12 protein-coding genes and 1 pseudogene are annotated in these 13,746 nt (G+C 42.5%); 6 read left to right on the plus strand and 7 right to left on the minus strand.

Annotated features, from left to right (window positions below):
- Positions 1-60 precede the first annotated feature (60 nt).
- The 4 genes and pseudogenes from PPIS_RS05275 to PPIS_RS05290 form a co-directional block, all read right to left on the minus strand.
- Complete coding sequence (locus PPIS_RS05275) at positions 61-609, minus strand: HNH endonuclease (protein WP_081629155.1); 549 nt, start codon at positions 607-609, stop codon at positions 61-63.
- Positions 557-1,737, minus strand: a protein-coding gene (locus PPIS_RS05280; RefSeq protein ID WP_096040897.1) for an IS3 family transposase whose coding sequence is annotated in 2 segments (ribosomal slippage) — positions 557-1,479 and positions 1,479-1,737 — 1,182 coding nt in all. Because the reading frame shifts where the segments join, the coding sequence is not laid out codon by codon here. Before PPIS_RS05280 ends, PPIS_RS05275 begins: the two co-directional genes overlap by 53 nt.
- A 76-nt stretch (positions 1,738-1,813) precedes the next feature.
- A pseudogene (locus tag PPIS_RS05285) lies at positions 1,814-2,059 on the minus strand (reverse transcriptase domain-containing protein); the annotation flags it as partial.
- A gap of 219 nt (positions 2,060-2,278) precedes the next feature.
- Complete coding sequence (locus PPIS_RS05290; RefSeq protein WP_010379420.1) at positions 2,279-3,250, minus strand: hypothetical protein; 972 nt, start codon at positions 3,248-3,250, stop codon at positions 2,279-2,281.
- A 438-nt stretch (positions 3,251-3,688) separates the two neighbouring features.
- On the opposite strand from PPIS_RS05290, the gene PPIS_RS05295 reads away from it, so the two are divergent.
- Complete coding sequence (locus tag PPIS_RS05295; RefSeq protein WP_010379422.1) at positions 3,689-4,504, plus strand: helix-turn-helix transcriptional regulator; 816 nt, start codon at positions 3,689-3,691, stop codon at positions 4,502-4,504.
- 77 nt (positions 4,505-4,581) lie between these two features.
- Positions 4,582-5,139: a YbhB/YbcL family Raf kinase inhibitor-like protein gene (locus PPIS_RS05300; RefSeq protein ID WP_010379424.1), complete on the plus strand. Its 558-nt coding sequence runs from the start codon at positions 4,582-4,584 to the stop codon at positions 5,137-5,139.
- A 428-nt stretch (positions 5,140-5,567) separates the two neighbouring features.
- Here PPIS_RS05300 and PPIS_RS05305 read toward each other — a convergent pair whose 3' ends face one another.
- Positions 5,568-6,905, minus strand: a complete 1,338-nt coding sequence (locus tag PPIS_RS05305) for a KamA family radical SAM protein (protein ID WP_010379427.1) — start codon at positions 6,903-6,905, stop codon at positions 5,568-5,570.
- A gap of 188 nt (positions 6,906-7,093) precedes the next feature.
- Positions 7,094-8,383: an adenosylmethionine--8-amino-7-oxononanoate transaminase gene (gene bioA / locus PPIS_RS05310; protein ID WP_010379431.1), complete on the minus strand. Its 1,290-nt coding sequence runs from the start codon at positions 8,381-8,383 to the stop codon at positions 7,094-7,096.
- Positions 8,384-8,531: 148 nt separating this feature from the next.
- Here bioA and bioB point away from each other — a divergent pair, with 148 nt between their 5' ends.
- From bioB to bioD, 4 genes are read left to right on the plus strand one after another with little or no spacing between them, the layout of a single operon-like run.
- On the plus strand, positions 8,532-9,575 hold the full coding sequence (gene bioB / locus PPIS_RS05315) for a biotin synthase BioB (RefSeq protein WP_010379433.1): 1,044 nt from the start codon (positions 8,532-8,534) through the stop codon (positions 9,573-9,575).
- 3 nt (positions 9,576-9,578) lie between these two features.
- Positions 9,579-10,721, plus strand: coding sequence for an aminotransferase class I/II-fold pyridoxal phosphate-dependent enzyme (locus tag PPIS_RS05320; RefSeq protein WP_010379435.1), 1,143 nt, complete (start codon positions 9,579-9,581; stop codon positions 10,719-10,721).
- Entirely contained in the window at positions 10,718-11,497 is a 780-nt protein-coding gene (locus PPIS_RS05325; RefSeq protein WP_010379437.1) for a methyltransferase domain-containing protein, read from the plus strand. The genes PPIS_RS05320 and PPIS_RS05325 overlap by 4 nt, the downstream gene beginning before the upstream one ends.
- Positions 11,494-12,189 (plus strand): dethiobiotin synthase, encoded by a 696-nt coding sequence (bioD, locus tag PPIS_RS05330; RefSeq protein WP_010379438.1) that lies wholly within the window; start codon positions 11,494-11,496, stop codon positions 12,187-12,189. Before PPIS_RS05325 ends, bioD begins: the two co-directional genes overlap by 4 nt.
- Before the next feature lie 445 nt (positions 12,190-12,634).
- Here bioD and PPIS_RS05335 read toward each other — a convergent pair whose 3' ends face one another.
- Entirely contained in the window at positions 12,635-13,645 is a 1,011-nt protein-coding gene (locus PPIS_RS05335; protein WP_039956069.1) for an IS110 family RNA-guided transposase, read from the minus strand.
- Positions 13,646-13,746 lie beyond the last annotated feature (101 nt).

A 13,746-nucleotide genomic window follows, 5' to 3' on the forward strand; every position in this document is an offset into this window, starting at 1 on the left:
CTAACTTCTAATAAAAACTTTGACTTGCAACGACTAAAACTATAGTAGTTGTTATCTGTTTTAACGTACCATACGTTGCATTTTCGTGAAGTTGTCAAGGCATTCGCTCGCTAAGAAAACATTCCAACCTTGAGCTCTTAAAGGGGAGAGTTGTTCCTTTTCGATGACTATTGCAAACTTTCTTCTTGGCCAAGCTAAATCGATAGAAACGAAATCATCACCGTTTCTGACACCGATCCCCAGCTCGGGGGTTGGCAAATTGTACTTTTTACATTTTAACAGTAACCCTTCAAGCGCAGAATCTGCGTATTGAAGTACGTCAGAGTATTCGCTGCAGTCAAATTTATGTTGTTCACGTCTTAGTTGATTGATAATCAGTTGGTCGTTGTGAGTGACATGCATATGCTCATGCTTAGGTTGCTTTTTATGGCAGTCCAAGCAAAGTGCGCGTAAGTTACTTATAGAGTTATCTGTTTTTACACCATTGATGTGATGGGTATGTAAAAGTCGTTTATATTGACTAAGCTCAACCCCGCACTGCTCACAAGTGTAGTGGTCAACTAATTTTGGCCACAGTTTTAGAATCTTGGTATCTAACCTCAGATTCATTTGGCGCTAAACCAGCATTATAATGATGAGGCCTAACGTTGTTATAATATCCGTTGATATAATCACTCACACCATATTTAGCATCTTTAAAGTTTTCGTATCCAACCTTTGGCATCCACTCCGTTTTAAAGCTTCTAAAAAATCGCTCCATTGGCGCATTATCCCAACAATTTCCGCGCCTGCTCATACTTTGTGTAATTTTATAGCGCCATAAACGTTGGCGGTACTTCAAGCTTGTATAATGGCTTCCTTGGTCTGAGTGAAACATCAATCCACTTGGTTTACCTCTGCTTTCATACGCGAGTTCAAGCGCTTTTAGCGTTAAGCTAGTATCTGGCGACAACGACATTGCCCAACCAACGACTTTACGTGCAAATAAATCAACAACGACCGCTAAATAGGCCCAGCGATTGCCTGTCCAAATATACGTCACATCACCGCACCACACCGTATTCGGCTCAACAACATCAAACTGCCTGTCTAGCAAATTTGGGATTTCAAGATGCTCATTACCACCCCTTTTATATTGATGTTGTGGTACTTGGCAGCTCTCTAGTTTTAGTTTAACCATTAGCTTAGCGGCGCGATAACGGCTTAATTCAAAATCGTTATTCGTTGCGATTGCTGCGATTGTCCGTGCCCCAGCTGAACCGCCGCTCATTGCATGTATGGCTTTAACTTCAGCTTCTAGCCTTATTTGCTCTGGTGTAGGCGTTGTATCCCGTATGGCCCAATATTTATAGCTGCTGCGATGCACATTGAATACGCTACACAACACGCTAATTGGGTAACGCTCTCGTTGATTTAATTTCTCAATTAACGAGAATTGTTCAGGGAGTCGGACATCAAGAGAGCGGTAGCCTTTTTTAATATATCCTTTTCTAATTCAATGCGTTGGATTTGCTTTTTAAGTTCGCGGATTTCAATTTGTTCAGGTGTCATTGGTGACGCTGTGGGGGTCTGGCCATTCCGCTCTTGCTTCAATTGAGTTACCCACTTACTTACAGTTGATTTACCAACCCCCATAGCCTTAGCTGCATCTTCTTGTGTGTAGCCTTGGTCAACTACAAGTTGAGCTGTTTCTAATTTGATTGCCGCAGAATAGGTTGCGCGTTTTAATTTCGTCATTTTTTCACCCAAATTTGTATGCAAATAGCATAACATTTCTTTCTTAATGGGTGGCCAAATTAACTATGCCACTACACCCTAAGAATTTACTTTGTGTGGTTTTAACCACCTGTCTTTTATCCGTGTTAACAAGCAATTTGAGTTTAGTTTCAAGGAACCGAGTAACGCTGGCAAGTACACGTTCGCCCGCACGTTTTGATTTTACTAAGATTATAAAATCATCAGCGTAACGGGCAAATTGGTGACCTCGTTGCTCCAATTCTTTGTCTAAATCATCCAACATAATGTTGGATAATAAAGGAGAAAGAGGGCCGCCTTGCGGTGAAGTATAATTGATGACACCCACCGTTATTTGTATCTAAGCTGGCAAAGTGAGATGAAAACGTGCGGAACCACTTAAAGAATATGGACAAAAAGCGTTCTTAGATAGGGTGACCTTTGGCGGATAAGCGTATCGCTACACTAAAACTGGGTTATCGAGCACGACAAAGCGATGTAAATACAACAGAAAGAAACTCTAGCGTTGAGAATGTGAGTTTTGCTAAGCCAACAAGCGCTCGCAGTTTGTGAGGTTCGTTCGTCGTCGTTTTTGAAGCGTTTCGCAGTAAGCGGTTATTTTTCGCTCTCGACCCACTGCACCATGGAATACCCGTGAAAATTGCGTGGTGAGTTTTATCCAGTTCTCCGGTTCGATATTTAGTCGAGTAAGAATGGGTTGTGACTCAAAGATATGACCTCGCTTGTCGGCGCGAATACATTGGCCTGTGAGTTCAACCAACTCAATATAGGGTTTGAGCTCAAAAGGCAGTCCTTTCGGCATATGTTTTCTTGGGCTACCAGCAAAGCGTAGTAGGCTTTTTGGTTGTTTGCCCTGTTTAGCGTAGTCGATGCGTTTTTTGATGCTGGTGTAGTCTGAGGTTTCAGGCGTTGCGGCGACTTTAGCTCTAATGGGGTTTAGGTCTACGTAAGCGAGACAAGCAGCCAGTGCTGCCTCATCCAGTAGTGCTTGGGATTTAAATCGTCCTTCCCAAAACCGGCCTGTACAATTATCTTCTTTATTTGCTCGGCGGGCGATGTCTTTGTTAAGCACTCGCATAAACCAGCTAATATCTGCGAGCCTTTCTCTGTACTCATCAACCAGCTCGTCGAATATCAATTGCTCCGATTCATTGAGAGCCTCACCTTCAATAAATTTTTGGCTTATCCAATTGCCTTTAAACAACTTGTGCCACCGCATCACAATTGCTTCATCCGACAGGCGCTTAGCTTTTTTATCATCAACATATAAAACAATGTGAGTGTGATTACTCATCACGGCATAAGCACAGACATCAATACAAAACACGGAGCCCAACATCAGGAGCTTTTCTTCAACCCAATCACGGCGGTGTTCGTATGATTTGCCAGTAAATTTATCTTCACCGCACAGAAAGGCGTGCCTGACGCAACGGGAGATACAGTGGTAGTATTTGGTGTCGGTTAAACTAATTTGTTTTTTACGGGCAGTTGCCATAGTTTGGTTTCCTCAATCCTTTGAGTGCAGAGTTAAAGCTTAGGAGGTATCTTAGGAAGGTGCAAATTAGTGGTGGGTGTCAGCGATTTGTTCTTAAGGGCGAGGTGAGCACTGGTAAGAGTTTTTAGGAGCAAGCTTTATATCTTTTAATTTTAAGCAAAAATATTATGGGGGGCACTTAGTACTGGTACAACATCGGGTGTTTTTCAGCAGTTAACTAATTCCTAATCATTGAGTGGTTCACCTTCCGTAAATTTTTGGCTTATCCAATGACCTTTAAAAAACTAGTGCCATCGTATCACAATCGCTTCACTTGGCAGGCGCTTTGAGTAAACAATTGAATCAAATTAAGAACTCAGCTAAAGTTAATAGCACTGTGCTCAATGTATTAAAAAACGAGTAAATCTATAGGCTCGTTGGGCTTAATCAAATTCGCTTATGCAGAAACTCATCGAAATCACACAGGCAATTAGTAAGGAAAAAGAACTCCTACCTTTTTCCATCTATCGCTCGTCCGAAGAGCAACATATATTGAATGTGCCTATTATAAAGCCACTTTTGATCTTGATATTATCTGGCACTAAGATTCTAGGTAGAGAAAACGAGATTAATTGCCCTTCAGGTAGTTTTGTTTTTCTTTCAAATACGCCAAAAATCACAATGAGGAACATACCGAATAATGTGACTTACTATGCCTTGTTATTTGAGTTTGATTATTCAGATTTTAATTTTCTTTCTCACAGAAAACCTAATCTTAAAACTTATTTCCAAGGACAAATTGAGAAGAGGCTAGAGCAAACTATTCAGCAGTTTGTCGAATGGTCGACATACTCTCCCCCGAGCTTGTGGTATCTCCGTCGTCAGGAGATGCTTCAAGTATTACTTTCATTGGGTTTTGATCAGGTTGCAGGGGTTATCGAGCCTCCTACTTTAAGTCATAAAGTATATGAAATTATTCGCGACCAAGTTTCGATCGACATGAGCGCTAAGACTTTGTCATCCATGTTAGCACTCAGCGAATCAACTTTTCGAAGAAAATTGAGCGCCGAAGGAAACAGCCTACAAGCTATAAAAGATAGTGTGAAGCTGGGTCATGGTTTGCACTTAATTCAAACCAGTTACGAGCCAATTGGTTTGATTGCAGAAAAGTGTGGATATTCCTCTTCATCACGTTTTACCGATAGATTCAAACAGCTTTACGGCCTAACCCCCTCAGCACTGCGGAAAACGAGGATGAGCGATTCAGGCGAATAAATGATTGTTTTTGAGCTATTAGAGCATGATGTTTAACAATAAGATAAGTGCTCCTAATAGCTCACTTGGAGATACAAATGAAATTATCAATCAAATTATTCAGTGGCATGTTGTCATTACTATTTATTTCAACTTCGACTTTAGCTGACTCATTTACACTCAGTAGTACTGATATAAGCCATGGAACGTTTATGAAGTCTTCCCATGAATTTCAGGGCTTCGGTTGCAGCGGTGAGAATAGGTCTCCTCAATTATCATGGAGTAATGCTCCGGCTGGTACACAAGCTTTCGCAGTTACCGTATATGATCCAGACGCACCAACAGGCAGCGGTTGGTGGCACTGGCAGTTAGTTAACATTCCCAAAGGTGTATCCACTTTACCTACTGGAGCTGGTGACGTGAATAAAAACCAAACGCCTAAAGGCAGTTTTAATATCGTCAACGATTACGGTTTTGCCGGCTTTGGTGGTGCTTGTCCTCCCGAGGGTCATGGTGCACATAGGTATCAATTTACAGTGCATGCTTTATCTAAGAAGTTGGAGTTGCCTGAAAACGCTTCTGGAGCATTGGTAGGGTATATGATTAACGCTCATTCACTGGGCTCGAGCACCATCGAAGCTCTCTATAAACGTTAAAAGCTTAACAAAAAGATTAAGCCAATGCGCATTGGCTTATCTTGTCGTCAGCCCATAGAAGTTTTTATCCGCAACTGACGATTTAGAATTAAAGCTTTAACTAGGAAATTTCCAAATACGAGTTAGTCGAGTGTCCGTTATCGCAATTGGGTTTAAGATATGAAGTTGCTGTTGAACGGCCAAGTTTGGCCATTAAGCGACAGTCAGGTTTGATTAAGCCCTAGCAATGATAGATACAGTTAAGACTTATTCAAATTAGAGCTTTTAGCAGCCAGTTATCTGCAAAACTATCTGGCTAAATAAGGAAATAATTTACTGTGATTTAAAAACAATGAGTTAGCCCATCCTTTATCCAAAACCCAGGTTATTTAAATGCGCCAAATAAAATAAAAGCCAGCAATTTTCTGGCTTTTTTGATATTTTCACATTTACATGGCGTCGTACTCGTCTTGCCAGAAGAACTTTTCTTCCCCAAATGCAGGCTTTAAGTCATCCAGCCAGTGGGCATTTTCGTCGAACTTGGCAAAGAACGGACGCTGCACCCAGTCTGGGTTTCGTGCTTGAATAAAGCGCAGCACAAATACTTTTTCGCCCGCGACTTCGGTTACGCCAGACACTTCAACTTTACCAGGACCCGCACTCATTGAAGGGCCTCGAACTGTGCGGCTCACACCAGAGACTTGCTTATAAGCTTCACGGAATGTTTCCCACGTTTTGTGTAACGGGATTTCAAAGTAACGCTTAGCGCCGGTATCTCGCTCGATAAACATGTAGTAGGGGATCATGCCAAGCTGCGTTTGCTCTTTCCACATGTCAGCCCACATATCAGCGTCTACGTTTATATTATTTAAAAGTGGTGCTTGTGTTCTGATCTGTGCGCCAGTTTTGCGGATAAGTTTAATCGCTTCACGTATGACTTCAGTACGCAGTTCTTGTTTGTGGTTAACGTGTGCCATGATTGACACATGCTTTCCGGCATCAACCAACTCTTTTAGCAAGGTTAACAACTCTTGCGCATCTGGATCGGTGACGTATCTAAACGGCCAAAAAGTGAGAGATTTAGTGCCGATCCTGATGGTACGAATATGGTCAAACCTTGGCTCTTTTAGTGCCTCAAGGTATTTACGCAATTTAACGGTGCGCATTACCATAGGATCGCCACCAGTCATCAATAGATCGGTCACTTCAGTGTGTTCGGCTAAGTAGTTGTGGAGCAGCTCGGCGTCGTTATTGTTAAATCGGGTAGCTTTGCCAACAAACTGCGCCCAGCGGAAGCAGAAAGTGCAATATGAGTGGCAGTATTGTCCTTGAGACGGGAAAAACAACACGGTTTCTTTATATTTGTGTTGGATGCCGTCTACGCGTTCACCTTCATACTCAGGAACATTTTTTTCCATTTGACCAGCTGGGTGCGGGTTTAACTTTTGACGAATTTTGGTTGCAAGGTTAAACACTTCTTCTGGTGTATGTTCGCGGCTTAACAAGTCGGCCATTTGCTCGTATGACTCGTCATCCAGCATGCCACGCTGTGGGAAAGTTAACTGAAAAACGGGGTCGTTAGGCACTTTATCCCAATCGATGAGCTCTTCAATCACAAAGTTATTAACGCGAAAAGGGAATACATTGGCGACAACTTTCATTTGAAAGCGAAGATGTTCAGGCAGTTTATCCAGTTGCTCTATCTTATCGATTTGGCGGTGTTGGTAAACAGTAAAACGAGGGGGCTGATAAGCTTCAGCTGGCTGCAATTTGACGGTTTGCTGCATAGATAATATGTCTCTTTTCTCACTTGCTAATAATAAAAACGACCATGGTAACATGCCATTGATATCATTTCAGGTACAAAGCGAGGAAAGTTCGAAATAACGCAATTTTGTTGATTATGCGCCATCGTTTTAGGTTACATTGTCGGAATTAGGTCAAAAAACAGACCTAATTCCAAATTTAATGCATTTTAGAAGTGTTCGCCTTCAATGGCAGCGTAAATCGCGTCAATGAGTGATTCAATATCTTCATTTGAGGTGATATAAGGCGGCATAATATAAATTAGCTTGCCAAAAGGCCTTATCCATACACCGTGTTGTATGAAGAATTTTTGGATTTTTGCAACATCAACAACCCTTTCTACCTCCACCACGCCAATCGCACCTAGTACTCTGACATCTGTGACTGCACTTAGATCAAGACAGCGCTCGAGTGCGTTAAGCGCACTCGCGACTCGATCAATATTGGCCATTGTTTCTTGACGCTTTAAGATTGTGAGACTAGCTACAGCGGCGGCACATGCCAGCGGATTTCCCATAAAAGTTGGTCCGTGCATTAACACTTTCGCTTCGCCTTGGCTAATACCCAAAGCCACTTCTTCTGTTGTCAAAGTGGCCGCGAGCGTCATGTTTCCGCCAGTAAGTGCTTTACCAACACACATAATGTCCGGTGCGATATCTGCATGTTCACAGGCAAACATTTTACCTGTACGGCCAAATCCAGTCGCAATTTCATCTAAAATCAGTAGCACCTCATACTTATCGCATAGCGCTCGAAGCGCCTTGAGATATTCTGGATGGTAGAAGTTCATGCCGCCCGCATTCTGTACTATCGGTTCGATGATAAATGCCGCGACCTTTTCATGATGAGCAGCAAATGCGGTTTCTAACGCGTTAAGTTCATCTTGACTTTGGCTGCCGTAAAACTCACTTCTAGGGGCATCGACAAACACTTGCTCAGGTAAAAAGCCTTGGTACATGGCATGCATCGAATTCACAGGGTCGCAAACGCTCATCGCCGCGAATGTATCTCCGTGATAGCCTTTTTTGGCTGTCATTATTTGCGTTTTATTCTTTTTGCCTTTACTCAACCAATATTGGATCGCCATTTTGATTGCAACTTCAACACTGACTGAGCCGCCGTCCGCTAGGAATACTCGATTAAGTGGGGCTGGGGTCAGCTCCACGAGTAGTTTGCATAATTCCACGGCAGGCTGATGAGTTAGCCCCCCAAACATAACATGGCTCATCGTGTCAGCTTGATTTTTTATCGCCGTGATTATTTCTGGATGACCATAACCATGCACAGCACTCCACCAGGATGCCATACCGTCAATGAGAGTTTCGCCGGTTTCAAGCTCAATTTTGTTCTCGAATGTTCTTGCGGCTGGATAGACGGGCAGAGGGTCAATCATTGATGTATAGGGGTGCCATATATGCTTGCGATCAAATTCAATATCGATTGTATATTTATTGTTCATTTGTAAACCTTGTGGGCGCATGTAACGTTGACAATACTAAGCTAAGAAGTAGACTAAGCCAATCACCGTCAGTTTGACTGCGCTAAATTTAATCACTAGAAAATACTTGTGTTGTAAATTTAGGCAAGAATAAAAAGAGAATGAAAATATGGAATTAGGCGCGCTAAGACACGATTGGACACATGAAGAAGTAAAAACACTGTTCACCATGCCTTTTAACGACTTACTTTTTTATGCAGCAAGTATTCATCGCAAAAACTTCAATCCCAATGAAGTTCAAATCTCCACTTTGCTGTCTATCAAAACGGGTGCCTGTCCTGAAGATTGCAAATACTGCCCACAGTCAGGTCATTACAAAACGGATCTTGAACGTGAGCGTTTGATGGAAGTGGAAAAGGTTGTAACTCAAGCTAAGTTGGCGAAAGAAAAGGGCGCGACGCGTTTTTGTATGGGTGCCGCTTGGTCTGATCCAAAAGACAGAGATATGCCTTACATCGCCAAAATGGTGAAAGAAGTTAAAGAGCTAGGCCTAGAAACCTGTATGACTTTGGGTAAACTGGATAATCAAAAAGCGCACACGCTAAGAGAAGCGGGCCTTGATTATTACAACCATAATTTGGACACCTCGCCTGAATACTACGAGCAAATTATCACGACAAGAACTTACCAAGACAGACTCGATACCCTTGATCACGTCAGAGATGCAGGAATGAAAGTGTGTTCTGGTGGTATTGTGGGAATGGGAGAGCAGGCATCGGATCGTTATGGCTTGCTGATCCAATTAGCAAACCTGCCAAAACAACCAGAAAGTGTGCCGATTAACATGCTTGTTAAAGTTAAGGGCACGCCACTTGAAAATGTTGATGACCTCGATCACTTTGAATTTATCCGTACTATCGCGGTTGCGCGTATCATGATGCCACACAGTTACGTGCGTTTATCTGCAGGTAGAACGGCAATGAATGAACAGATGCAGTCTATGTGTTTCTTCGCTGGCGCTAACTCAATTTTCTATGGTGATAAGCTATTAACCACGGAAAACCCGGAAGCAGACGCCGATATGAATCTCATCAGAAAACTTGGGATGAACCCTGAAAAACGTGAAGATTATTCGGATGAGGCCTATGAGGCATCGTTAAGCTCTGCAATTGCAGACAAAGCGACATCAGAGCTATTTTACGAAGCCAACTAATCAATGTCGTTTGAGTATATTCAATCTGCCTTAGCAGCCCGTCACGCTGAAGGGTTGCTAAGAAAGCGCATTGTGGTTGAAAAGGCCTCTGCAAGTAGAATTCAAATTGCTGATCAGCAATATATTAACTTTGCCAGCAATGACTACCTGGGACTTGCAGACTCGTTGGAGTTTAATACGCTCGTATGCACTGAAGCCGGAAGCCGAAGTTCGGCGCTTGTTACGGGTTATCTTGATATTCACCGTCAGCTAGAAGATAAGCTTTGCAGCGTTTTGGGTTATGATGCAGCACTGTTGTTTCCAAGCGGTTTTGCTGCTAATACCAGTGTGTTAAAGGCATTGTTCACGCCCCAAGAAAAACAATTAAGCGCTGCGGTGTTCCAAGATAAGCTCAACCATGCCAGTCTGTTAGACGGTGGTTTAGCGGGCTGCGCTAAGTTTGTTCGCTTTAATCACAATAATTTGACGCACTTAAGGTCTCGATTAGAAAAAACCAAAGCCGACAGTAAACTCATTGTGACTGAAGGGGTGTTTTCTATGGATGGAGACCAAGCGCCAGTATCTGAAATCAGTGTGCTGGCTAAGTCTCATTCTGCGTGGCTCATGGTAGACGACGCTCATGCGTTTGGCGCTGTGGGAGCGCAAGGACTTGGCACGATTGAAAGCGGCATTAAACCTGAAATTTTGGTGATCACCTTTGGCAAAGCGATGGGCTGTCAAGGAGCTGCGGTATTAGCGAATCATGATGTGATAAATTACATGATGCAATTTAATCGTGAGTTTATCTATACAACAGCGTTGTCGCCTATTATGGCAAGCGTTGCATTATGCCAATTGAATAGGTTGCTTGCTGCATCTGAAGCGAGACACAAATTACAAGTAAACATCGACTATTTTAAGTGGTTAGTTGCACAAACTAACTTATCTCCCATTCCTAGTGATACGGCCATACAGCCTCTGGTGTATGGTAGCAGTGAAAATGTATTAGCGGCGCAACATAAACTTAAGGAAAAGGGGCTTTGGGTTGGCGCTATTAGGCCACCAACTGTGCCGCAAAATACCGCACGATTGCGAATAACAATAACGGCACAGCACAGTCACGAAGATATAGACAAATTGGTTTCGGCCTTAGTGGAGGGAGCATGAGCAAAGCACAAAATACGCAAACAGCAAAGTGCTTTTCAAAAGCCGCGCAATCATACTCTCAACACGCTAACGTACAAAAACAGGCCGCAGATGTACTCTTTTCACGTTTAACACAGCAAAATAGCGAGCTTGGTGCGGTGCGTATGTTTCCTAGGTTGCTCGATTTAGGATGCGGGCCACATGAAAACTTTCATAGATTAAACGCCTTCACGAATCATTATGTTGGAGCGGATCTTAGCTTGGCGATGTTGGCAAGCGCTGAAAATACGACAAATAGTGTTTGCTGTGATATGGATAAACTCGCTATTCAGTCAAATTGTATCGACTTAGTCTTTAGTAATTTTGCAATTCAGTGGTCTAATTCCCCACAAGCGTTGTTTGCGCAATTGTATGAAGTACTAAAAAAAGAAGGACGAGTGTTGCTAAGCTCCGTGCTAGACGGCTCGTTAAACGAAATCAATAGCGCATGGCGAGCCATCGATCAATGTGGCCATATCAATTCATTTTATTCGCTGTCTACACTTAAATCCTTTGCGCTACAGGCCGGATTCGAAGTGACTTGGGCGGATGAAGCGTTATTAATTGATAGTTATGACACGCCAATAAAGGCGTTGCGCTCGGTAAAAAATATCGGTGCCAACGATGTAAAAGCAGCTTCTCGTCGACAAGGTTTGTTAGGCAAATCAGCCTACGCTCAGCTGTTGAGCAGCTACCCTGAGAGTGAAAATGGTTTTGATGTAAGTTATCAAGTCGGGTTTTTGGAGTTAAGGAAATGAATCAAGCATATTTTGTAACTGGGACCGACACTGAAGTAGGTAAAACTTATATTTCTACTCTATTACTGAAACTGTTAGCCAAGCACGGCAAAAAGGCTTTTGGCTTTAAGCCGATTGCGGCAGATGCTGAAGAGGCATTTGGTGAACTAGTGAACGTTGATGCTATCAGTTTAATGGAAGCTGCGACGGTGCACGGTACTTACGAGCAAGTGAACCCATTTTGTTTTGCACCACCAATTGCCCCGCATATTGCAGCCAAACAGGTAAATGTTGACATTACAGTCGATAAGCTACACGAGCGCTTTAGTGAAATTCAGCAACTGGGCGCTGAGTATATATTATGTGAAGGTGCAGGTGGCTGGGCACTGCCCATTAACGACAATGAATATCTGTATGATTGGGTCGCCAGAGCACAACTTCCCGTTATATTAGTGGTTGGCATGAAGCTTGGATGTTTGAATCATGCGTTTTTAACGGCAGAATCTATCAAGCAAAAAGGGTTGAATTTGGTGGGGTGGATAGCAAATCAGATTGACCCTGAGATGTCTGTATTTGAAGAAAACCTTGAAAGTTTAAAGCTTCGCCTAGACTGCCCGCTGCTTGCAACAGCGCCTTACAGTGAGGGCACACCAAAGCTACAGCTTCGCTCAGCGTTACTCGAGTTGTTTGAGCTTAAATCGGGCACCAGTTAATATTAAATAACCTGAATTCGAGATAACAATTTGTTCTCTGGCAGCTGTTATCCCTTACTACTGCGTTAAATTTGCTTGCAATAGTCCAGCTATTGACGCACAAATTTGCCTTGTATTAAGAAATAACTTCTGGCTAGAGTGATATTACGCTTTTTAACTTAGTGATTTTAGTGGATTAACTTACTTCTTATCCCGAGTTCATATATGGTCTCCTCCCTTATTGCAAGGTTTCTTTAGTAAATAACAGGGACAGGATTGCTGTCATATATACGGTCTGTTAATGAGTTTTATTTGAAACTCTGACCTAGATGTAAATCGCGCATATTGCCCTAATCAGGTTATCGGTATTTAGCTACCCCTGAGCTCGACAGGTTTTCAATATGCCGGTTTGACCTGTTATGTCATCTACTTCAGTCACTTTCGCAATTCGGTGAAAGAAATCTACTTATCTTGCTTGATATGCCTCTTTTGATACTGTAATTGCCCAGGCCACTCTAGCCATTTTATTGGCATAAGCGACACAGGCTTTATTATGCCCTCGCGTTTGTACAAGTCGATTTATCCAAAGACTCAGTTGGTCTGTTTTATACTTTGCTCTCGATACAACCGATTTCGCCCCTTGAATAAGTAAACATCTCAAATATCGATTACCACGCTTACTTATCCCGAGCAAAACTGATTTTCCACCCGTACTACGTTGCTTGGGCACGAGACCTAATGAGGCTGAAACATCTCGCCCTTTTGTATAACCACTACCATTCCCCACTTCGTTAAAGTAACTACTTGCAACTATTGGCCCTATGCCCGGAATACTCTGTAAATTGACGCATATCTCATTGTTTTTAACTTGCTCTTTTATCTGTTGATTGTACGTTTCAATACTTTCATCAAGCACTTGTAGGAGTTTATAGAGTTGGCTAAGCACTTGTTTAAAGCTCGCGGTCAATACTCGCTCCTCACCTAACAAAGCAGCCACTTCTTTGCGAACATTTTCGATACCTTTAGTAATGGCAATGCCGTACTCAAGTAGCAAACCTCGAATTTGATTACTCAGTGCTGTTCGTTGACCAATTGCAAGCTCTCTCACTTTATGGATTGTTTGACTATCTTGCTGCTCTAATGTTTTCACTGGAACTGAGCGAATATGTGCCTGCTGTGATGCAATTAAAATTGCATACGCATCGTTGTAATCATTTTTATTCCCCGTCAAAAATGGCTTCACGTGTTGTGGTGGTATGAGCTCAACTTGAAAACCTAATTGGCTAATTTCACGACCCCAATAATTAGAGGTTCCACACGCTTCCATGACTAATTTACAATTTGGCATTTGTGCCAAATAAGTCAGTAGTTGACGACGTTTAATAGCTTTCTTTACTACAATCTTATTGGATAGGTTACATCCAATAAAATGAAAAATATTTTTTGCGATGTCGATACTGATTGTTGTAATCTGCATTTGGTCTTCTCCCATTTCGATTGTTTGCAATTCAATCATGGCACACCGATGCCGAGTGTGGGAGGAGACCATTACATCAGGTTAAATAAAGCGGCTTCTAA

This window comes from Pseudoalteromonas piscicida (assembly GCF_000238315.3).
Taxonomy (GTDB): domain Bacteria; phylum Pseudomonadota; class Gammaproteobacteria; order Enterobacterales; family Alteromonadaceae; genus Pseudoalteromonas; species Pseudoalteromonas piscicida.

Excerpts from the sequence above, each read along its gene's own strand:
- PPIS_RS05275 (WP_081629155.1), bottom strand. The coding sequence starts at position 609 with ATGAATCTGAGGTTAGATACCAAGATTCTAAAACTGTGGCCAAAATTA.
- PPIS_RS05290 (WP_010379420.1), bottom strand. The coding sequence starts at position 3,250 with ATGGCAACTGCCCGTAAAAAACAAATTAGTTTAACCGACACCAAATAC.
- PPIS_RS05295 (WP_010379422.1), top strand. The coding sequence starts at position 3,689 with ATGCAGAAACTCATCGAAATCACACAGGCAATTAGTAAGGAAAAAGAA.
- PPIS_RS05300 (WP_010379424.1), top strand. The coding sequence starts at position 4,582 with ATGAAATTATCAATCAAATTATTCAGTGGCATGTTGTCATTACTATTT.
- PPIS_RS05305 (WP_010379427.1), bottom strand. The coding sequence starts at position 6,905 with ATGCAGCAAACCGTCAAATTGCAGCCAGCTGAAGCTTATCAGCCCCCT.
- bioA (WP_010379431.1), bottom strand. The coding sequence starts at position 8,383 with ATGAACAATAAATATACAATCGATATTGAATTTGATCGCAAGCATATA.
- bioB (WP_010379433.1), top strand. The coding sequence starts at position 8,532 with ATGGAATTAGGCGCGCTAAGACACGATTGGACACATGAAGAAGTAAAA.
- PPIS_RS05320 (WP_010379435.1), top strand. The coding sequence starts at position 9,579 with ATGTCGTTTGAGTATATTCAATCTGCCTTAGCAGCCCGTCACGCTGAA.
- PPIS_RS05325 (WP_010379437.1), top strand. The coding sequence starts at position 10,718 with ATGAGCAAAGCACAAAATACGCAAACAGCAAAGTGCTTTTCAAAAGCC.
- bioD (WP_010379438.1), top strand. The coding sequence starts at position 11,494 with ATGAATCAAGCATATTTTGTAACTGGGACCGACACTGAAGTAGGTAAA.
- PPIS_RS05335 (WP_039956069.1), bottom strand. The coding sequence starts at position 13,645 with ATGCAGATTACAACAATCAGTATCGACATCGCAAAAAATATTTTTCAT.